Genomic DNA, 20,336 nt, shown 5'->3' on the forward strand with positions numbered 1-20,336 from the left:
AGATACCAGTCGCAACTACGAGGAACGTTTGGACTTCCGGCCGCTGTTGTCTCCAGATTTCTTATAGGAGGGTGCTTTTGGATTACCCGATTTCAATACAAACAACGAAGGAGCTGCCGAGGCATGCTCCTTTCGCTTTTTTAGCCGATCGTTTCGTTAAGCTGAACCGTATCATCCGCGAGTTGCACAGCCTTCCAACAGGAACGGATTACTTCATGCACGCTGTCGCTGGTTAATTCGAAGATCCCTTGCAGATGGGCTTTCAAAATGTAAACTAATGTCCCGTAATGCATCTGCACCATCAGCTTCGGATTCATGGGGATAAACAACTTCTGCTGAATGGCTTCTTCATACAACTTGTTCATAGGCCCGCACCAGCCATCTGTATAGGCTGCCTGCTTCACCTCATCATAAATGTAAGGCGAGAACGAATACTGCTCAATAAATTGAAAGCCCTGTGGATATTTTTCACCCAATTCGACAACCCGATTCCAGCCTAATTCGAACTTTTCACGAATCGTTCTGCCCTGCAATAAACCTTCACGCACATACTCTCCGTTGAATGTGACAATTGCTTTGTACAACTCGTTCACAATATCTTCCTTACTTTGAAAGTAATGATAAATGTTCCCGGTCGATACGCCAGATTCCTTGGCTATTAGCGCCATTGAGGTAGCCTGTAATTCCTTCCGAATGATAATGTTAAGAGTCGTGTCGAGGACGGCCCGCTGCACCTTGTTGTATTTCTCAAACATTCAGCTCTTCCTTTCCCAGCATCAAATCGAACGTTCATTCTAGTCTAGAATATACTTAATATGTTCTTCAGTCAATACAGCCTCATGGTAGCAGCGGGAGAAAGTTGTAATATCGTTACATATAATTTTTAGCGATTGTCTCCAAATAATCCTCGATCTGCACAGAGTTTCTAAGAGCCATCAGGTCGTTGCCTGCTGCGCCGATAACGGTACGGAATTTCTTGCTTTCCCCCGTCGCCAGAGCGACAATGGCGTCCACAATGATTTGAGGGTCATCCAGACTGCCGCTGGTATCGGCGGTATTCATTACATTTTGCAATTTCGCCATCAAATCATCGTAGTCTTTAATATTCTCATCCCTGTTCCAAGTGATACTTTCTTTAAAATTATTTCCTGTAGACCCGCCCTGCTCGATCAATCTAAGCTCGATATTGAACGGCTTCAGTTCGTAATAGAGACCTTCCGTCAATCCTTCCAAAGCGAACTTGGACATGTTGTAAAGCGATCCAAGCGGCACCGCTGTCGTGATCCCCATGAAGGAGCTGATATTGATAAACATGCCCCCTCCATTGGCTCTGTAATGTGGCAAGAATTTACGAATAACATTGATCGGTCCCCGCGCATTAACGGCGAACTGCCAATCGATTGCGTCCTCTTTGGCTAGCTCCAACGGACCGTAAGTGCCCATACCGGCATTATTGACGACAACGTCAATTTTCCCGAATGCGGCTATGGCTTGTTCCACGGCCATTTGAACCTGTTCCACTTTTGTGACATCCAGTTTAAAAATTTTAATATTGTCATAAGCCGTAAGGTCGGTTTCATTCTCGGGTGTACGCATGGTGGCCGCGACGTTCCAGCCCAATTGAGCAAATCGAATCGCTGTTAATTTACCCAATCCTGAACTGGTCCCCGTAATAAAGACTGTTTTACGCATCATAAAACCTCCAATTTATAAATTGAACATTCATTCTATAGCCAACATAAGATTAGATCGAATGTTCATTCTAATCCTAATATACAGTAATCCGTTTGTCAAATGATTACGTAGGCCACTGAATTCACCGGGACTGAGGCCTTTTCATTTGGCTTGCAAAGCCCTTTCCATATTTTTTGTATAGTAATTTGATGGTAAAGTTATCGTATGAATAATGAGGAGGATGAATATGAAGCTTCCTGAATCACAATCAAGGTCATTTTCACAGATGAACACAGCAGAATTTCAGCAGTACGTAAGGGAATACAGCGAGGTAAAAGGATTCGACACGAGTACCATCGAGCAGAGAACGCTGTACCTCATGACTGAAGTGGGTGAGCTGGCGAAAGAGGTTCTGAATGTTTCCTTCTCTCCCGACGAAAAGAAGCGGGAGAATCTGGGGTTTGAAATGTATGATGTGGTATGGAATATCTTCGATCTTGCCAACAAGCTTGGGATTGATCTCGAACAAGCATTCACGCAAAAGATGGCAATCAATGAGAAACGAACATGGGAATAGAAGGGGGCAACGACAGAATGGAAGAGGAACAACAGGATGTATGGACGCTCGTTCAGCAGACGGTGATCTTGCTCGGGTCTCCTGACTCCGAAATTCGGGAAGAAGCGTACTCCGCCTTGTTCAATTGGCTGCTAGAGGAGAAGGTACTCGGGAAGTCCCAAATGGAAGAACTGCTTCAGCAATCCGTTTCAGATAGCGGATTATTTTCCGGGATCGGGGAGAAGGAGACGGACAGCGTCTTTAAGCGCACGTTTACCTCCCTATTGATTGCCCTGTTACTTACCTGCGATAATCGGGAGCCATACTTAACTAGAGAAAGCTATGACCTCGCTCTGAATGCACTGGTTCGCTATTGCCATTTGGAAAACGATTTTCGCGGATACGTGGAGGTCAAGGGATGGGCGCATGCCGCTGCGCATGTTGCGGATGCGTTGGATGAATGTGCGATGAGCCGCTATACGGGAGCGGAGGAATGTGCCGAAATCTGGACGGGCGTGCAGGCCTTGCTCGAAAGACCCGCCGAGGTGTATCAGAGAGAAGAGGACGAACGGCTCGCTACGGCGATCGTTTCTATGATTCAGGGTCAAAAGGTTTCCTTTGCCACGATTTGCGGGTGGTTGGGGCAGATGGAGCCGGCGCGAACGAGGAGCGTGGAAAGCTACACTCTCAACACGAACCGTAAGCACTTCCTTCGCTGCCTGTACACCAGGCTCTATGAGTAGAGGGAAAAGTTCGAAGAAACGGGAATGGGACTGAATCGGCTGCTGGAGAAGCGCTTTAATCGGTTTCGTATACAGGCATAGATTTTTATGGTTTTTGTTCACAAGTAACGGCAAGTTTATTATTGGTTACGACCACCCCACAACCTAACAAATCCCTATACCGAGAAAGATAACTCTTGAAATTATCGCAGCGTCAACTGCTACTATAACATTGAGAGCTCGGAAAGGAGACTTTGGATGAACAGATCTGTTGCAATAAATCAATTGTCGGAGCAGATGGGACTGACGAGTCGCACCTTGCGCCACTGGGAATCAGAAGGATTATTTAAAAGTTCAAGGGATACCTCTGGATGGAGAATTTATGATGAAAACGCACTCTTATGTATCCGAATTACTGCAGAACTTCGAAAAATCGATATTCCGATAAAGGATATAAAATCTGTTATTGAAAACCAATCCCTTTCACGGGCTTATCGCGGTTATTGAAAATAAAATCTCTACTTTAAAGCTGCAGAGGGCGGAAATCCTACTTTTTGAACAGCAATTAGACCGGGTTTTGAAACTTTTTCAAAAGAAAAACACAGATTGTCTCTCAAGTCTCGAAGAGATTCTTACGGAGATGGAGGATTTATTAATGAGCAATCCGGAAGAAAACAACATTATCAAAATAGTCGCCCTGCCTCCTATGAGGGTAGCCTGTAATATTGCTGTAGGTATTTCTCCAGAAGATGAGGCAATGGCGCCGTTGCTGGATTGGATTACGTCATCCAATTTACTGGGTACGGCACGTTTTTTTGGTGGTAATGTGAAGCCGCTGCCAAGTCATCCCGGTACCCCATATGGATATGGCATGTGTGCTGCAATTCCGGATGGAGTGGATGTTTTCAAGACTATGCTTGGAAGAACATATTCGTAATGACAATCCGGATGATAGTGGAAGTAAATATTATCTGAATTTATTTGAACCGGTGGAAGTAAAATGATTTTCAGCGCAGCATAGAAGCAGTCCATAGGGAAACGTTCGCTTAAAGAAAAAGGTCATCCGTATTGGGTGGCCTTAAAGTTTGCCGCTTAAAACAACTCGCCGCCCTCACCCTAACCAACAAAAACCCCAAAACTATCCCATGCTTACAGCACCCACTGGCATAATTTACTCAACGCTATTCCAATAAAAAATTAGATAATTATTAAAATCTAATAACAATAGTGATACACTAAGATTAGGTCATCATTGATCCAGAAAAGGGGTGCGACCCGGTCGCGCGCTGGCTTGCTGTGGCGCCTAAGCAGGAGCGCCTTACATCCTTCCTGCAAATCGTAGGGTATAAGGACGGTAAAAATGAGCAACGGACAAACGAAAACCGACGTTATTTTAATTGGTGCCGGAATCATGAGTGCAACATTGGGTTCACTGCTGAAAGAATTAGCGCCGGACTGGAAGATCACTGTGTTTGAGCGGCGCGCAGGCGCAGGAGAAGAAAGCTCTAACGAATGGAATAATGCGGGAACGGGGCATTCTTCGCTGTGTGAGCTGAACTACACCGCCGAACAACCGGACGGATCGGTCAATATTAGCAAAGCGATAACGGTGAATGAAGAGTATCAGGTTTCCAAGCAGTTTTGGTCTTATCTGGTGGACAGTCACCGGATACGGAATCCGCGGGACTTTATCGTGCCCGTGCCCCATATGAGCTTTGTACAAGGGGAACAGGATGTAGCCTTTTTAAGAAAAAGATTTGAAGCGCTTTCCAAAAGTCCCCTGTTTCAAGGGATGGAATTTTCCGATGACCCGGCACAACTGATGAAATGGATTCCGCTGATGATGAAAGACCGGACACTCAATCAGCCGATAGCAGCAACAAGAATCGAATCGGGAACGGATGTCAACTTTGGCGCGTTAACACGCATTTTGTTTGACCACTTGAAAAGTAACAACGTCGATATGAAGTTCAAGCATCAGGTGGATGACATTAAGCGTACGGGCGACGGCTCGTGGGAATTGAAAGTGCGGAATCTGGATAGCGGCACCGTAGGGCGCCATACGGCCAAATTCGTCTTTATCGGCGGAGGGGGAGGAAGCCTGCATTTGCTGCAGAAATCCGGTATTCCTGAAGGAAAAGGGATTGGCGGATTCCCGGTAAGCGGACTATTTATGGTGTGCCGGAAACCGGATATTGTCGCGCAGCATCATGCCAAAGTATACGGCAAAGCTGCGGTTGGCGCTCCACCCATGTCTGTTCCGCATCTGGACACAAGGTTCATCGACAAGGAAGAATCGTTGTTTTTTGGACCGTTTGCCGGCTTTTCGCCCAAGTTCTTAAAATTCGGTTCCATGTTTGATTTGTTAACCTCCGTAAAGCCGAATAATCTCGTAACGATGCTGGCGGCAGGTGTCAAAAACGTTCAACTGACCCAATACCTGATCGGGCAAGTGATGCTATCGAAAGAACAGCGCATGGAAGCTTTACGGGAATTTGTCCCGAACGCCAAAAGCGAGGATTGGGAGCTATTAGTAGCGGGCCAGCGTGTGCAAATTATTAAAAATACGGCTTCCGGCAAAGGAACGCTTCAATTTGGCACGGAAGTGATTAGTGCCGCCGACGGCTCAATCGCAGCATTGCTCGGCGCTTCTCCCGGTGCTTCCACTGCCGTTTCCGTCATGCTCGAGGTCATAGAGAAATGCTTCCCGCAACATATCCAAACGTGGGGACCGAAGCTTAAAGAAATGATTCCTTCTTATGGTTTGTCACTGCCTGAAAATCCGGAGCTTCTACGTGAAATTCATACTTCAACCGCGCGGTCGCTAGGATTAACGAACGGGATAGGGAAGCCTGAGAACAAGGCCCCTAATAAAAGTTTGCCAGAAATAGGGGAAGCGGCGTTCCGCCCATGATAATCCGAAGCAGGTCAAGGCTAAAAGGAGCAGAACTAATGGTTTTGCTCCTTAGTTATGCTTACAGATGTGAACCGCCGGTGGCATCAACCATTTGTCCCGTTACCCAACGGCTGTCCGAAGAAGAGAGGAAAGCGACGATGTCCGCAATATCGGAAGGCTGCCCGATCCGGCCGAGGGCCGACATTTCGGATGCATACTTCTGTCCCTCTGGTGTGTGCAGCCAAGAGGCATTGACGTCCGTGTCGACGATGCCGGGAAGTACAGCATTAACCGTAATGCCACGCGGTCCCAGTAATTGCGCAAGATGCAGGGTAAATGTATTGATTGCCCCTTTGGTCAAGTTGTAGGCCATAATGTGGGGATATGCGATTCGTGTAACACCTGAAGAGATATTAATGATGCGTCCTCCGCTGTGCAGCAGCGGCAATGCCTGCTGAACGAGGAAGAACGGCGCTTTTACATTTACTGCAAATAATTCGTTGAGTGCTTCTTCCGTTGTCTCCTCAAATGGTTGAGAAGTTCCGATACCGGCGTTGTTAACCAGAATATCGAACCGGTTATCTCCGGTATGGTGAAGGAGTGCTTCCTCCAAGGATTGAATCAACTGCTTCGCTCCAGCGACGGTTTCGAGTCCTGCACCGATCGCAATCGCCTGCCCTCCCTGCTCTTCGATGATGCGAACGACATCTTCCGCTGCATCACGGCGGTTCCCATAATGAACGGCAACCAGAGCCCCTTCCTCTGCCAAACGCAGGGCAATCCCTTTCCCGATCCCTCTGCTTCCTCCTGTGACCAAAGCTATTTTTCCTTCCAGTCGTTTCATTGGTTCCACTCCTCCTTTTATTGTGCAGAACTAATTTACACCCTCCAGTTAAGGGGAGAGTCAAGGAAACTCCGAATCTTTTTTTGCATAAAAAAAGGCTCAACCTAAAAATTAGCGGTTGATATTTTCATCCTAATAAAAAAAACCATGTTTTATTCTGTAACTCGCAGAATAAAACATGGGATAGAAATGGGCATTAACCAGTATGCTCGATGGGGATGAGCAGCTCAGCCAGACGTAACGTTCCGTACATATCCTTGTCTGAAGTTAAATAAATTTCGCGGACTGGTTCTTTTGTGGAAGGGACCAGGCTTTGGGATCGAACCCATGACATGAGTTCATTGACAGCCGGACAATCATTGCGGTAGGGGTTGCACTGGTGTACAAGGGAAACTGCAGCTTTCAATTCAGGGAGGATGCCAACCTTCACTCTTCCCCTGCTTGGAATAACCTTGGTTAGAGGCAGTGCGACCTCGATATCGACTATGTCCGAATTCATGCTGACGAAATTATGCCAAAGAATCGTCAATAATCGCCCTTCATCCTCCCCGCAGGAAGGGACGTACTGCAAAATTTCGTCCAACAGCAGACACAACTGTGTTCGCGGGATCGTGTCACGTATGGAAGCAGTGAGTTGGGGTTCTACGTATCGAATTGTGACCGGCGTATGTTGATGATGCTCCTCCGATTCTTCAATACGGGTTAGCCTTCTATCGATCTCGCTAAGCTGATTTTGCGCTTCATGGATGGCCTGCTCAAGTTCTTTCTTTTTATCCGCTAATTGGTTCTTTACTGCCTCCGGCATAACGTTTTCTTCCAGAAGGGGCTTGATTTGCTCTAATGTGAAGCCTTGTTCTTTCAAGGCAACGATACGCTTAACCGTCAGAAGCTGCTCTTCGGTATAATATCGATAGCCATTATTTTCATCTACGACGGCAGGTTTTAACAGGCCCAAGTTATCGTAAAATCGTAAAGTTTTAACGGAGACCCGGGTCAACTTGGAGAAAGCGCTGATTTTTAACATACCGAAAAGGGCTCCTTTCGTGAAACGGCTGCTCTTTAGACTATCATATTTTGTACAAGGGAATACGTAAAGGATGGCCTAAAATGAAAGTTTTCCGTTGCGGTACCTGGAGGAGCGTCCAACAGCGCTCGTTGATAAACGGGCAGCTTATTGCTGCTAATTCACGAGATTGACAATAAGCGAGAAAAAATATACTTTTATAATGAGTGAGTTACTCACTCATTATAAATTCAACATTTTTTTCTAAAGGAGATGCAAAAAATGAGTAAACAGAACATCCTGCCGGATTTATTACTGCGAAAACGCAATCGGCGTAAAAACACAAGACTGCTTCAGATTCATACGCTGAATCGTATCGTTGAAAGCCGTTACGTTAAAATCGGCGATATCGACCAATGGGTAACTATAAGGGGAGAGGATTACCATAATCCCGTTCTATTGTTTATCCATGGCGGACCAGCTTCCCCGTACTCCATTTTCAGCCCGTTATTGCGTTCGTGGGAGAAACATTTCACAATCGTTCAATGGGATCAGCGAGGCGCTGGCAAAACGTTCACTAGGAACGGAAAAGACGGAAGCGGTACGATCACCTTCGACCGCATTGCTCAGGACGGCATCGAGTTGGCGGAATATTTGTGCAACAAACTCCAGCATCGGAAAGTGATTCTCATCGGCAGTTCAGTAGGCAGTCTGATTGGAATTATGATGGCAAAACAGCGTCCTGACCTGTTTTATGCGTATGTCGGTACAGATCAAAATGCTCCGGATCCTCAGCATCAAACGTACAAAGTGACGCTCGATGCTTTCCGTAATGCAGGCTATGCGAAGGGAGTTCATTTGGTCGAGAAAATGGGGCCAGATCCCACGCGATGGAGCCGCAAAGATTTCGAACTGAGGAATCAGTATCTGGTTAAAGTGATCAACGATGTGCCAAATATGATTATGGACCTCATACTGCCGTCTATGCTCTCTTCCCCTGAACACAAGTTCAGTGATCTCATCCATATTTTCAAAGGGATGAATTACACCCTCGGCCATCTGTTTGACGAGTTAGTGGCTTTTGACTTCGACAAGGTTGGACTGTGCTTTGAATTGCCTTTCTTTATTATGCATGGCGATCAAGATATCATAACGCCAACTGCAACGGCAAAAGCATACTACGACAAGATTGAAGCTCCTTTCAAAGAATATGTTCAGATTCGGAATGCCGGTCATCTTGCTTGTTTTTCCCGGCCGGAGCAATTCTTAGAGGAACTAATGAAGCGGGTTCGTCCTCTAGCGGCCGGAACAGAGAACGAATTGCAGATGGGGTGAATTTAGAGATTTCGTGGTACTATGAGGATAATTTCTTAATAAGATTGGAGATTGAGGCTCATTGTCCCCATTAAATAAACACCAGCTGAATCTGATCCGTGACGAGCGAAGAGAACAGATTAAGCAAGCGGCGCTTAAACTATTTGCCCGGCGCGGATACTCGGGAACGAAAACGAGTATGATCGCTGCGGAAGCCGGTATCAGCGAAGGCCTTATTTTCCGGTATTTCAAATCCAAAGAAGAGCTATTCACCATGCTCGTTCAGGAGTTAATGGAAGAAGCGAAGAAGGAAACCGAGAACCTTCAATATTTGTCCGGCTCTCCCTTTGAACAAATCAAGACTTTAACCCAAGGCATGCTAGACGAGAGCAGTAAATATGCATTTATGTTCATTCTAAGGGCACGCAAGACGGGTGAATTTCCAGAGGCGGCGGCACGGATTCTAGAACAACATTCAGTAGATGTTGTAATCGACAGGCTGATTCCAATCTTTGTTCAAGGGCAGCATGCTGGAGAATTCTCCTCGGGAGATCCACGGAAGCTGTTGGCCTGGCACTTTTACATCATCAATTGTCTTATTTTGGAGGAAGTTGAGAAGGAAGAGTACGGGTTACCGGATGTAGACTTCTTAATGCGATTATTGACAAACGGGAAACCCTAGTCGTATCTGCAAAGTTTAGCCATGCAGTCTCCTCTAGAGGACCATGCAAGTCGCCTTAATAATTTACTTTGCATAGTCAATTTATGTGTGAATTTTTAAAGTTGTTAAGGTCAACAACCTATCTGGGAATGAATGCAAGAATTTGCCTAAAAAGGCCACCCCTTAATGGATGGCCTTAAAACTTGCCCGTATCAGACAGCGCGGTGAACCGTATCACAAGTCGGAGCGAGTTTAAGAGCAAAAAAAAATTAAACGATTGAAGAATGAACATGCAGCTATTCATGCTTCTTAAATGTTAATACAGCGTAGGAATCGGAGGACAAGAAACCGCATTTATGAATCTTGGATCAATTCCGTAATAAAACCAATACGCCCCGCTCCAGCGATAGCCTGAAACTTCTCCGTACTCAACCCGGGTTGGGTAATACCAGAAACTGTCCCCATTCCATAACCAGACATAAGTATAATTATGCAAGCAGTCAATGATATAAGATCCAAAGGCAGGAGGTTTTGGCGGGACGAAAGCAGGGGGAGGAGGCAATGCTTGCGCGGGTGTTCCGGGCATTGGTAAAAATGCCATATGATTCACTCCTTCATCATAACTTTTGTTCATACTATGCGTGTGCCTAGACAAAGGTTCGTGCTTCGCTACTTGACCTTATGCTCCAATTTGGATGAACAGGGATGAAGATTTGCGTCCCGGGGCATGTTAGGGAAAAAGACATAAAGGGAGTGGATCAGGTGGCCAGAAGAAAGAGGAAATATGCGGTGCCGGGAGTGGAGCAGGAAATGCAGACTTTTAAAGCAAATGTAATGCAGCGCGAAGGATACGCCGTTGATCCGAATCGGCCGGATGATGTGAAGTATGAAGTAGCTAAGGAGCTTGGCGTACCTCTGCAGTCAGGCGAAAATGGGGGTCTGACAACGGAATCGGTGGGCCATGTCGGCGGCAAAATTGGCGGCTCCATGGTTCGCGAAATGATCCGTCTTGCCCAAGAGCAATTAGCGACTAGGGAGCAGCGATAACAGCTTTTGTAAATGCCATTTAGCCTTATCTTCCGTTTAGCGCGGATTTAATTTCACCTGCGAGCCTTTGCCGCTTGTCTGGATACCGGTCTCCTTCACTCCGACTTCCTTTAGATCGGTCAGAAGCCGTTCCAGCACCGCTTTGGCGGCAAGCCCTTCTTTAGCGCCAGATGCTTTCACCACAAGTTGTACCGGTTTGCCGGAGCGCAGATGTTTGTCCGCCTGGCGGAGCTTCGTGTCGTAATCATGCTCCTCAATATGAGCGGTGAAGCGAAGCTCCTTGACCTTCTCCTTGCCGCCCCCGCCTGCTCCCCGTCCTGCGCCTGCTTTGTTCAGCGCCGCGCCCTTTCGGGCGGCCGCTTTTCCCGTTCCCTTCGCAACCAGGCTGCAGGGCGGGGGACTGCTCATCAGCGAGGTGCAGACCAAGTCCGCTTTTTCCGATCGGGCCATAGCCAGCGCCACCTCTCTGGAGACGATGCCTAAATTCTCGCCGCTGAGTCCAGTCAGCACCACCTCGGATGCTTTAATTTGTTCATTGATGAATACTGCCACGTAAATGAAGCCTCCCATGAAAACATGATAAAATTTCAATCGTTATCAGGTTAAATTTACTTATAATATTAATTAAGTGTAATGTTTTATAATGAATCTAAAACAGAGGCCGAAAGGAAGTTATGCCTTGTTTGAAACCTTACTGTTGAACTTCTTGTTTTTACTCTTTCCCGTTCTAATCGTTCTCATTTTTTTTGAAGATAGACCCCATTCCTACAATAGAAAAATTCTCATTTTACTATCGGCAGTGACGATGATCCTTTGTATTACCAAACCTATTAAATTGGAAATGGGATTTATTTTTGATTTAAGATACATCCCGTTTATTATCGTGGCCCTTTTTGGAGGATACAAGAATGTTCTGCCATTATATCTAGTATTAAATATCTACCGGTTCTATTTAGGCGGCTATGGAATGATGTATTCATTTCTTTTTTCCACCGCTGTATTTATTCTAGTGCCCTTATTAAGTAAAAAGTTTATAAAACTGGATTCTAAAAGCCGAATTATAGGTGCAACCGTTATTTCTTTTCTTACCATGGGCTTTTACCTAATCATTTTAAGCATTATTGTGGGGACATTAGATAGACAATTCTGGATTCTTACCTTTCATGCATTAACGACTCATGTTGGAGTGATGAGTGTCATTATGCTCTTAATAGAGCAGATCATTGCCAATATTAAAAATCGTGACCGGATTTTACAATCGGAAAGATTAAATGTCGTGAGTGAGCTGGCGGCTAGTGTTTCGCATGAAATAAGAAATCCTCTTACGGTTACCAGTGGTTTTCTACAACTTTTAAATAAATCAATTACCCTGACCCAGATTGAAAAAGGATATGTCGAAATATCTTTACAAGAACTAAATCGAGCTGAAAAAATAGTCAGTGATTATCTTTCATTTGCCAAGCCGCAATCGGAAAATATGGTGTATTCCAACCTGAAGGCAGAGTCAGAGTATACAAAAAATCTAATTATACCCTACGCCACCATACATCAAGTAGAGGTCCAATTTAGTTTCAATAACTCGTTAAATACAAATTATGATACGAACCAAATCCAGCAATGTTTAATTAATCTATATAAAAACGGTATTGAAGCAATGAAAGATAAGGGTGGCGGCATTTTACTCATTGATATATCGGAAAGAAAGCAAAATATCATGATCAGTATCCAGGATAGCGGAGTTGGAATGACAAAGGAAGAAATATCACGTATGGGCAAGCCCTATTACTCTACCAAAGTAGAAGGAACGGGTCTTGGTATGCTCATGGTCTACAGTACAATCAATAAAGTTAAAGGGACAATAGAAGTCGACAGTGAAAAAGGCAAGGGCACAACATTTCTTATAACGATCCCCACTTAAACACTTATCTATCGTACAACACTAATAATCCGGTTACGCCCTTCATTTTTTGCTTGATACAGGGCTTTATCCACAGATTCAAACAAATCATTTAGATAAGATTTGGCGCTCAGAAAATTTTCAAACGAAAAATCATTAATGGATAGAAGTCCCATACTTATCGTAATCGATACAGAATGGGCTATATTTTCGATGACTACTTTATTCGATTCGACTGTGGATTTGATCCGTTCGGCTAGGAGCTTGGCTTGCGATTCATCCGTATTGGGCAAATAGATAATAAATTCTTCTCCGCCGTAACGCGCTAAAATATCAGTCCGCCGCAGCGCTTTCTTGATGACTTCCACCGTGTTGCAGATCACTTCATCGCCGGCTAAATGGCCATAATTGTCATTGACCAATTTGAAAAAGTCGATATCCAATAGAAGAATGGCAAAGGAAATTTGATATTTCCTGTTCTTCATCACTTCATTCTCCAACTGCTGTGTCAAATAATGACGATTATAGCAGCCGGTTAAGCTGTCGGTTATTGCCATCTGATTAAGTTTTCGGTTCGTTTGGAACAGCTCAGCTTGTATTTTGATTAATGCTTCGTTGTGTTCTTGCAGAATCTTATTATGAAGGTTTGTTTCATCAACGAGGCGCCTGATCTCGGTTATATCCTGAAACGTGATGATCCGCCCAACCATTAGACCGCTAACCAAGATGGGCGCGGCATGAATGCTGATGTACCGATTGATTCTAGGATGTAATAATTCGATTTCTGTTCTCTCCAGGGGACGTTCCTGGTAAGTATGAAGAAAATATTCGATATTGTCGTCAGCTGGTCCTTGCGGAAAGATGTCAGCCATAACGAATCGATCACCTATACGCAGATTGATATGGGGGAGCAGTGACTGATTGATTTCTACCACGATTTCATTGTCGTCCAGCACCAGAATCCCATACTCAATCGTATCAATAATATCTTGATGAGCGATGGTCACAATATCAAACACTTTATCCCGGTGAATGGCAATAACAAAAATGATAGCAGATAGCAATACACCAAGAGATGCCATGCCCGGGATGACCGGTAGAGATTGGGATAGGATAACATTTAGGAATATGTCCACCAAGGTGAACATGGCAACCACCAAAATCCCTCTCAGCATATGCATCACTTGTTTTTTGATCCGAGGGGTATTATTGGATACAAGTGCTAAATAGATGATATATAGCGAAACTATAAAATGGGCCATCAGGATCGTAATATTAAACCAAAAAATTGGCCCATAGGTCCTTTGGATGTAACCGCCGTTCACAGGGTGGACAAACCAACCGTTTGGATTGATGATCACACCGAGCGCCGCTAATAGGGCAGGCCCAAAAAGGAATAAGCTTATTTTTCTTCGCAGAAATTTCGATTGGCCGGTGAGGAAAATCGTAAACAGAAGCCATCCCGTAGTTAGTAAAGGCGAACTCACAAACGCGAGCTTCACATAAAATAATTGAAAGGTGGGGTTCTCCGTTGTTTTGATGGCAAACTGGCAAAAAGGCCATAGCATCATGGCAAAGTGGAATAATAGATAGACTTTGTGCAGGTTCGTGATTGTAACAGAAACAAATATGTATACAAACAGAGCAAACAAAGCGAAGAACAATATTAAATCAACCCACACCTCAAAACCCAATATAGCACACCTTCTTGCTAAAATTAGTCATTTGGAATCTTGTTTGGCAACTGGATTTCATATCTTAACTTTAATATATAGTTAGCGTGAACAGAATACAACATTTATGCTCTGGTGTTTTTCTAGATTTGATTAATATTAACTATAGTCTAAGATGACGAGCAGTTTGTGTCTTTCACACGTCTAAAGTCGCAATGGAACAGCTGTTACCCATTCAATAAAATGGATTGGCTTAGTGGTTATTCCAGAAAAATAGGAGCATATGGAGCCAGGTGACGCCGTCGTTTAGAGATTCGGAGACCCCATCATCATCTCCCATTCGATAAAATCCTTGTGCGGGCCTTTTTGATGTTGGTTTGGAAGATTGAATTACGTTTCAAAACTTCGACAGTTTTGTGACCAACCAGGCTGAATTTTGTCAGTTATAAAGCTTTACATTCTTTTTATTAATGTACGGAAGTCAAGCAATAGGGTGCCCCAGGTCAAATCTGTTGCTGTGTACAAACCCAGTTTATTCTACCTACCACAATAACCGGGCAGGCTTGGTCAACCTGTGGAAACAGGCGTCGTATCAGGGATTAAGCAGGTGGACCAAGCCGGAAGCCCTATTAGATGAGTTTCGGTTTACGCTTGTAGGAGGCGCACTCCCTCCTTAGTTCCCATGATTTTTATACTATAACTAAGCAATTTACCATACTACATCATAGGATAACGTCATCAATCTGACTTAAGGGAATCGGTTCCACCATACCGAAAGTTGCATCGTTCTAAACCAACTGGAGGCATGAAGTATGAAAAAATTTAGGATTCTGAGTATCGTCTTTGCCCTTTGACTGTCCGTTTTCCACGGTACGGCTTCGGCGGAACAGAATTATCATTGGGTGAAAGGTGGACAGCCGGTTAGGCTGGAGGACATGGCTACCCTTAACTTGGACCCTTCTATGGTATTCCTGAATAAGGAAGATACCATGCAAATCGCTAAGGATAATAATGATACCCCCAGTGGCGACGAGTTGGGCAGTATTTACCCTGCGGACGAAAATCAGATGTGGGAGGTTATCTTCAGCTACGAGGAAACCGGACATATCAAGGATGACGAAAAAGAAGAGATCAATGCTGACGACATACTAGAGAGCTGGTAATAGCGAAGAAGGCTGGACTTATAGCTATAATACTGCTTATAGCAAAGAAATTCGGGATCGTTATCCTTCTTGCGCTGGGGGCGGTCGGGAAGTTATTCAGTAAGCTGTTCCGCATGCGTCTTCCGTAACCCAAGATTGCTGATCAATAGGTTATCGCGAAGCTTATCCGGGAAACGGCCCAAGGTTACGATCAAGCGTGCGCCCTTGCCTACAGCGTAACGGGTTCGGGGTTTGGGTGATGTCAGGGCGTGGGTGATGGCGTTCACCACCACTTCGGTAGGGGATAAAGGCTGCTTGGCGATGACCGATTCGAGCTTTGTGATTGCATCTTGGTACAAGGCAAGCCTATCGGACGTAACCTGCTTTAGTGACCGGGAGGAAGAGTCGTGGGCTTTTTCGTGAATAGCAGTTTCGATAGCACCCGGCTCAATCATGGCTACGTGAATGTTCCAAGGCTTTAATTCAACCCGAAGCGCGTCCGTAATAGCTTCCATCGCATGCTTGGAGGCGGACAGTGCGCCGAAGAAGGGCAGTGCGGTTTTTCCTGTGACGGCTCCGATGTTGATGACTCTCCCGCCATTTTTCCGCAGCAAGGGAAGGAAAGCCTGCGTTACCGCGATTTGTCCAAAAACATTGAGTTCAAACTGGTACTTGATTTGTTCCATGGAGAGTAGCTCCAAAGGGCCCTGCACGATGCAGCCTGCATTATTGATCAGTCCGGCCAGTCCTTCGTTTCCGGTGATCTTCAACACTTCCTCAAAGGCGGATTGTACGGACTCTTGATCTGTTATATCAATTTGGATTGGGATCACCGTAGATGATGTTGACGCCCGGAGCTGCTCGCCCCGCTTGGTATCGCGGACTCCCGCGAAGACCCGAACCCCCATTTGAGCCAATTGCTTGACGCATGCTGAACCAATTCCTCCAGTCGCTCCTGTAATAAAAACCGACATTGTTCCCTTAACATTTCTTTGTGCCAACATGACCACGCTCCACTAATGGATTTAGTTGCAAAAGGTTACGATTGAACGATCGGGCGCGGTTATCATTGCGCAATCAGATTCTCGGTGTATGCCCATAGCTTGCGGCGGAAATCGCTGTTATAGGCTTGAATGTCTGCTTGGGCCGGCTGCTTTTTGTCGAAGTATTGCCCGGTTACTTGATCAAGCTCGGCCGCGCAAGCCAGATGGAAGAGGACGTCCGCTCCCGATTTGGGGCTGCCGAACCCGAAGGGGATGCTCTCGCGCACCATTTTTGTATTAAGTAGGGACCCTGGGTGCACGCAATTTACCGTAATGCGGTCGGCCTTGAGCTGCTGGGCCAGCTCGAAAGTGTACATAATTAAGGCAAGCTTGCTCTGCTTATAGGCTTCGAATGGGTCGTAGCCCCGCTCCAGCATGACATCATTCAGGTCAATCTGCTTTTGTCCGATAGAAGCAACGTTGACGATACGAGCAGGCGCGGCTGCCCGTACAGCGGGAAGCAGAAGCTGGGTTAATAGGACGGGCGCCAGGTAATTGACGGCAAAACGAAGCTCGTGGCCGTCTTTGCTAAGTGCTCTTTTTTTATTGGAGAGCTTTCCCGAACCGATTCCCGCATTATTGATCAGAATGTCCAATCGGCTCTCTTGATTTCGGATCTCTTCGGCCATACGCCGAACCTCGGCGAGGGAAGAAAAATCAGCCAAATAGGTCCGCAGCTTGCTGCAGCCTGTCCGTTTGGCGATCTCTTTGGCGACGGCGGCGCATTTTTCGCGGTCTCGTCCGTGTAATAGAACGGTAGCGCCTGCTTGCGCGAATTGGATAGCGGTTAGTTTGCCGATTCCGTCTGTGGAGCCGGTCACCAGAACGGTTTTATCCTCAATATTTATCATGGCCGGATTTTCGCCTCCTGTGAGCATAATTTTGTCTTTTCGCCGCAGTGGGGAAGGGGTCTCTTTAGGCTGCCGTGCGTGCATAAGCTCATACTATGGGACTTAATGTATAATAGGAAGAAGACAGTTTCTCGTATCGCTCGTGATGGTAGCAGTTTATATCGTAGGATAAATGCTGTCCGTTTTGGATTAGGAGGATTCGCATGAAAGATTCGATCAGACGCAAGGAGCTTGCAGATTTTTTACAGACAAGGCGAAAGCGGCTGTCACCTCAGGAGGCTGGACTCCGAAGTGATTCGACGCGCCGGCGCACTCCCGGTCTGCGCAGGGAAGAGGTCGCGGCATTATCGGGGATCTCGTTGACGTGGTATACAAGTTTGGAGCAGGGACGGGAAATTCGCGTATCCGAGCAGGTCTTGGAGAGCCTGTCCCGAACGCTTAAGCTGGATAAGGACGAGCGAAGCTATTTATTCGCCTTAGCCGGTCAATGGCTTCCTGGCGCTCCGGAATCGGATGCAGACAGCAACGAGGCGATTTCCCCGGCAACGAAGCTAATTCTTAACGAACTGCATCGATTTCCGGCTTATATTGTCGGGCGACGGTGGAATATTGTGGCGTGGAACCGGATAGCCGCCGAGGTATTTGGATATAGCGACGACATGAATGATAGAGAGCGTAATGTCGTTTGGCGGATGTTCATGATGAAAGAGTATCGGCAGCTGTTCGTAGATTGGGAGAGCATTGCTAAGGGGCAATTGGCTCAATTCAGGAGCTTCTATGGAAAGTTCGCGGACGACCCTTGGTACAACGATTTGGTGAGTCAGCTACTCAAATCAAGCAAGGAATTTGAAATGTGGTGGCCGCAGCATGAAGTGATCCATAGCCCTGAAGGGAGAAAAGAGCTGCATCATCCAAGGCTGGGTGTGCTGAGTATGGATTACAGCAGCTTTTCGCTGGCTGAGGATCACAGCATGATCATGACGGTGTTCACCCCGCAAGCCCATACCGGCACGATGGAGAAGCTGGACCGGTTTATTTCGGCCAGAGTTTGATGGGGAAGTGTACGTTTATTTGCTGCAAGTTCGTTATGATATGTTAGTATGTATATGTATGTAACGAATGGAGGAATGAAAGTTGTCTAATTTGCCCAATTGCCCAAAATGTAATTCCGAATATACGTATGAAGATCGAGGTCTTTATGTTTGCCCGGAATGTGCTCATGAGTGGACTTTAGAATTGGAACCTGAGACTGCTCAAGATCAGAGGATTATCAAAGATGCAAACGGGAATATCTTAAACGATGGTGACACGGTGACCATAATCAAAGACCTTAAAGTAAAAGGAAGTTCATCCGTCTTAAAAGTAGGCACAAAAGTGAAAAATATACGTTTAGTTGACGGGGATCATGATATTGATTGCAAAATTGACGGGTTTGGAGCCATGAGTTTGAAATCTGAATTTGTAAAAAAGGTATAACGCCGATAAACCATAAAATGGGGGAGAGAAATGAGTCAGCAATCTCAAAACTATAACAATCATCGCAGGATACATCCTCTTTTTCACGTATTGCTTACCCTTTTGACAGCAGGTTTATTTATTTCTGCCGTAGTAGAGCTGGTGAGATCATTGAAAGCGGGGAATGAAGTATTTCCTGCCGTCCTTTTTCTGATTATTTCTATCATGTTTATCGTTATTTTTCCAATCGTTCGCTCTTATCCTTTAAAAGCACAGGATCGGGCAATACGAGCCGAAGAGAATCTCCGGCACTATGTCTTGACTCAACAGCTGCTGGACCCGAGGCTTAGTGTAAAACAAATCGTAGCTTTGCGTTTTGCTTCCGATGACGAATTTCCTGCACTTTGCAAGAAGGCGGCGGCAGATCAATTGTCACCCGATGCCATTAAAAAATCGATCCAGCAGTGGAGAGGCGACGACTACAGAATCTAGTAGCTAAGGAATGGTTTCCGTTAAAGGAGAGGGACATGTCCTTCATTTTACCTTCCGTATAAAGGTCTCCGCGAACAGCTCCGCATCCTTGGGCCATCTCGCGGTCAGCAGCTGTCCATCATCAACGACAAACGGGGTGTTGAATGAAGGCCCCTTTACATAGTTAGCCTTGCTCCGCAAGTGCCGCGTGACTTCATCCTGCACATATTCAGGATAGGTCCGGTAGTAGCGGCCACGCGCCCAAGCGGTTAACCAATACGCGGTGCGTTCGAGCGGCTTGGTCAGGCTTGTCATCCGCTTCTCATATACGATGGATCGTCCGCTCTCCGGGTCCATCGTCCGGGCAAGTACGATGGTTCCATGACAGATCGCGCCGACCGGCCGCTCCAACTGCCAGAAACGCAGAACCTTCTCCTGCAAAACCTCACTCTCCAGATAGGGCACCATCCCCTTGGCATGACCTCCCGGCAGCAGCAAGCCGTCGAACTGTTCGGCTTCAATCTGTTTATAAGCTCTCGGGTACAAAAATGCGTGATCCTGCTCTAGTTCCTGGTGATACAATTCGACTACTTCTTTGGACGCGCTCAGTTGACCGAAGATTACGCCTGTTAGCAAGTAAGGGTCGGTGTAGGCCCGTTTATATGTCGTCTACCTTAGGCAGGGCGCTTGGCCCCATGCTTGGCGGAGTTGTTGTAGAACAATTATCCTACGTTCATCTCTATTTAGCGGCGATTATTCTAATGGTTATATCCGTTTTCATTTTTCACTATAAGTTTTTAAAAAGAAAACCTGAAAATATGGATTTTCCATCCCACTAATGCGTTTGAGGAAAAAATGAACAACGTACTGGAGAACATTCGGCAGGAGCTTGGGCTGGAACATATCGACGAAGTCGTATACAAATGGATTTTCAAGCACGCGTCAAATCCCGCCATCGTACTGGGCACCGGCAACAAAGAGCGGATTGAGCGGGCCATAAAGTCGGTCGACGGCGTGCAGATGACCCGGGAACAGTGGTACAAAATCCTGATTGAAGCCGGTTATATACTGTGGTAGTAACAATGCC

The 20,336-nt window shown here is 45.9% G+C and carries 22 protein-coding genes and 1 pseudogene; 14 read left to right on the plus strand and 9 right to left on the minus strand.

Annotated elements, in window-relative coordinates; all coding sequences use genetic code 11:
- Positions 1-140: 140 nt before the first annotated feature.
- Together L691_RS0111885 and L691_RS0111890 are read right to left on the minus strand one after the other, a co-directional pair.
- Positions 141-755, minus strand: coding sequence for a TetR/AcrR family transcriptional regulator (locus L691_RS0111885; RefSeq protein ID WP_025690749.1), 615 nt, complete (start codon positions 753-755; stop codon positions 141-143).
- A gap of 115 nt (positions 756-870) precedes the next feature.
- Entirely contained in the window at positions 871-1,695 is an 825-nt protein-coding gene (locus L691_RS0111890) for an SDR family oxidoreductase (RefSeq protein WP_232229165.1), read from the minus strand.
- A gap of 265 nt (positions 1,696-1,960) precedes the next feature.
- On the opposite strand from L691_RS0111890, the gene L691_RS0111895 reads away from it, so the two are divergent.
- The 5 genes from L691_RS0111895 (at position 1,961) to L691_RS0111910 (ending at position 5,866) form a co-directional block, all read left to right on the plus strand.
- On the plus strand, positions 1,961-2,251 hold the full coding sequence (locus tag L691_RS0111895) for a MazG nucleotide pyrophosphohydrolase domain-containing protein (RefSeq protein ID WP_025690752.1): 291 nt from the start codon (positions 1,961-1,963) through the stop codon (positions 2,249-2,251).
- A gap of 17 nt (positions 2,252-2,268) precedes the next feature.
- Positions 2,269-2,973, plus strand: coding sequence for a DUF2785 domain-containing protein (locus tag L691_RS30670; protein ID WP_025690753.1), 705 nt, complete (start codon positions 2,269-2,271; stop codon positions 2,971-2,973).
- A gap of 237 nt (positions 2,974-3,210) precedes the next feature.
- Positions 3,211-3,459 carry a MerR family transcriptional regulator gene (locus tag L691_RS32750; RefSeq protein ID WP_198023021.1) on the plus strand — a complete coding sequence of 83 codons (249 nt, stop codon included), beginning with the start codon at positions 3,211-3,213 and terminating at the stop codon, positions 3,457-3,459.
- Positions 3,419-3,889, plus strand: coding sequence for a hypothetical protein (locus tag L691_RS32755; protein WP_025690754.1), 471 nt, complete (start codon positions 3,419-3,421; stop codon positions 3,887-3,889). Before L691_RS32750 ends, L691_RS32755 begins: the two co-directional genes overlap by 41 nt.
- Before the next feature lie 423 nt (positions 3,890-4,312).
- A complete protein-coding gene (locus L691_RS0111910) occupies positions 4,313-5,866 on the plus strand; it encodes a malate:quinone oxidoreductase (RefSeq protein WP_025690755.1) in 1,554 nt (517 codons plus the stop codon).
- A 61-nt stretch (positions 5,867-5,927) separates the two neighbouring features.
- Here L691_RS0111910 and L691_RS0111915 read toward each other — a convergent pair whose 3' ends face one another.
- Together L691_RS0111915 and L691_RS0111920 are read right to left on the minus strand one after the other, a co-directional pair.
- Positions 5,928-6,692: an SDR family oxidoreductase gene (locus L691_RS0111915; RefSeq protein WP_025690757.1), complete on the minus strand. Its 765-nt coding sequence runs from the start codon at positions 6,690-6,692 to the stop codon at positions 5,928-5,930.
- 196 nt (positions 6,693-6,888) lie between these two features.
- A complete protein-coding gene (locus L691_RS0111920) occupies positions 6,889-7,716 on the minus strand; it encodes a MerR family transcriptional regulator (RefSeq protein WP_025690758.1) in 828 nt (275 codons plus the stop codon).
- Between the two features lie 261 nt (positions 7,717-7,977).
- Between L691_RS0111920 and L691_RS0111925 the strand changes: the two genes are divergently transcribed.
- The 3 genes from L691_RS0111925 (at position 7,978) to L691_RS0111935 (ending at position 10,717) form a co-directional block, all read left to right on the plus strand.
- On the plus strand, positions 7,978-9,030 hold the full coding sequence (locus tag L691_RS0111925) for an alpha/beta fold hydrolase (RefSeq protein WP_025690759.1): 1,053 nt from the start codon (positions 7,978-7,980) through the stop codon (positions 9,028-9,030).
- A 61-nt stretch (positions 9,031-9,091) separates the two neighbouring features.
- Positions 9,092-9,691 (plus strand): TetR/AcrR family transcriptional regulator, encoded by a 600-nt coding sequence (locus L691_RS0111930; RefSeq protein ID WP_025690760.1) that lies wholly within the window; start codon positions 9,092-9,094, stop codon positions 9,689-9,691.
- Between the two features lie 741 nt (positions 9,692-10,432).
- Positions 10,433-10,717 carry an alpha/beta-type small acid-soluble spore protein gene (locus tag L691_RS0111935; RefSeq protein WP_025690761.1) on the plus strand — a complete coding sequence of 95 codons (285 nt, stop codon included), beginning with the start codon at positions 10,433-10,435 and terminating at the stop codon, positions 10,715-10,717.
- Positions 10,718-10,753: 36 nt separating this feature from the next.
- On the opposite strand, the gene infC is transcribed toward L691_RS0111935, so the two are convergent.
- A complete protein-coding gene (infC, locus tag L691_RS0111940) occupies positions 10,754-11,269 on the minus strand; it encodes a translation initiation factor IF-3 (RefSeq protein ID WP_025690763.1) in 516 nt (171 codons plus the stop codon).
- A gap of 127 nt (positions 11,270-11,396) precedes the next feature.
- On the opposite strand from infC, the gene L691_RS0111945 reads away from it, so the two are divergent.
- A complete protein-coding gene (locus tag L691_RS0111945; RefSeq protein ID WP_025690764.1) occupies positions 11,397-12,635 on the plus strand; it encodes an ATP-binding protein in 1,239 nt (412 codons plus the stop codon).
- Positions 12,636-12,643: 8 nt separating this feature from the next.
- On the opposite strand, the gene L691_RS0111950 is transcribed toward L691_RS0111945, so the two are convergent.
- Positions 12,644-14,308: a histidine kinase N-terminal 7TM domain-containing diguanylate cyclase gene (locus tag L691_RS0111950; RefSeq protein WP_025690765.1), complete on the minus strand. Its 1,665-nt coding sequence runs from the start codon at positions 14,306-14,308 to the stop codon at positions 12,644-12,646.
- An 881-nt stretch (positions 14,309-15,189) separates the two neighbouring features.
- Between L691_RS0111950 and L691_RS30680 the strand changes: the two genes are divergently transcribed.
- Positions 15,190-15,450, plus strand: a complete 261-nt coding sequence (locus L691_RS30680) for a DUF2167 domain-containing protein (RefSeq protein ID WP_269634846.1) — start codon at positions 15,190-15,192, stop codon at positions 15,448-15,450.
- Between the two features lie 92 nt (positions 15,451-15,542).
- On the opposite strand, the gene L691_RS0111960 is transcribed toward L691_RS30680, so the two are convergent.
- Both L691_RS0111960 and L691_RS0111965 read right to left on the minus strand, forming a co-directional pair.
- Complete coding sequence (locus tag L691_RS0111960) at positions 15,543-16,433, minus strand: SDR family oxidoreductase (RefSeq protein WP_025690767.1); 891 nt, start codon at positions 16,431-16,433, stop codon at positions 15,543-15,545.
- Positions 16,434-16,495: 62 nt separating this feature from the next.
- On the minus strand, positions 16,496-17,323 hold the full coding sequence (locus tag L691_RS0111965) for an SDR family oxidoreductase (RefSeq protein ID WP_051459356.1): 828 nt from the start codon (positions 17,321-17,323) through the stop codon (positions 16,496-16,498).
- 203 nt (positions 17,324-17,526) lie between these two features.
- Between L691_RS0111965 and L691_RS0111970 the strand changes: the two genes are divergently transcribed.
- The 3 genes from L691_RS0111970 to L691_RS0111980 all read left to right on the plus strand — a co-directional run bounded on the left by L691_RS0111970 (position 17,527) and on the right by L691_RS0111980 (position 19,270).
- Positions 17,527-18,375, plus strand: coding sequence for a helix-turn-helix transcriptional regulator (locus L691_RS0111970; protein ID WP_025690771.1), 849 nt, complete (start codon positions 17,527-17,529; stop codon positions 18,373-18,375).
- A gap of 82 nt (positions 18,376-18,457) precedes the next feature.
- Positions 18,458-18,799 (plus strand): zinc ribbon domain-containing protein YjdM, encoded by a 342-nt coding sequence (locus tag L691_RS0111975; protein WP_025690772.1) that lies wholly within the window; start codon positions 18,458-18,460, stop codon positions 18,797-18,799.
- 30 nt (positions 18,800-18,829) lie between these two features.
- A complete protein-coding gene (locus L691_RS0111980) occupies positions 18,830-19,270 on the plus strand; it encodes a DUF6526 family protein (protein WP_025690773.1) in 441 nt (146 codons plus the stop codon).
- A 42-nt stretch (positions 19,271-19,312) separates the two neighbouring features.
- On the opposite strand, the pseudogene L691_RS0111985 reads toward L691_RS0111980, so the two are convergent.
- Positions 19,313-19,891 (minus strand): annotated as a pseudogene (locus L691_RS0111985) (DJ-1/PfpI family protein); the annotation flags it as partial.
- A gap of 213 nt (positions 19,892-20,104) precedes the next feature.
- Here L691_RS0111985 and L691_RS0111990 point away from each other — a divergent pair.
- A complete protein-coding gene (locus L691_RS0111990; RefSeq protein ID WP_025690775.1) occupies positions 20,105-20,326 on the plus strand; it encodes an aldo-keto reductase family protein in 222 nt (73 codons plus the stop codon).
- Positions 20,327-20,336 lie beyond the last annotated feature (10 nt).

The organism is Paenibacillus zanthoxyli JH29 (assembly GCF_000520715.1).
Taxonomy (GTDB): domain Bacteria; phylum Bacillota; class Bacilli; order Paenibacillales; family Paenibacillaceae; genus Paenibacillus_AQ; species Paenibacillus_AQ zanthoxyli.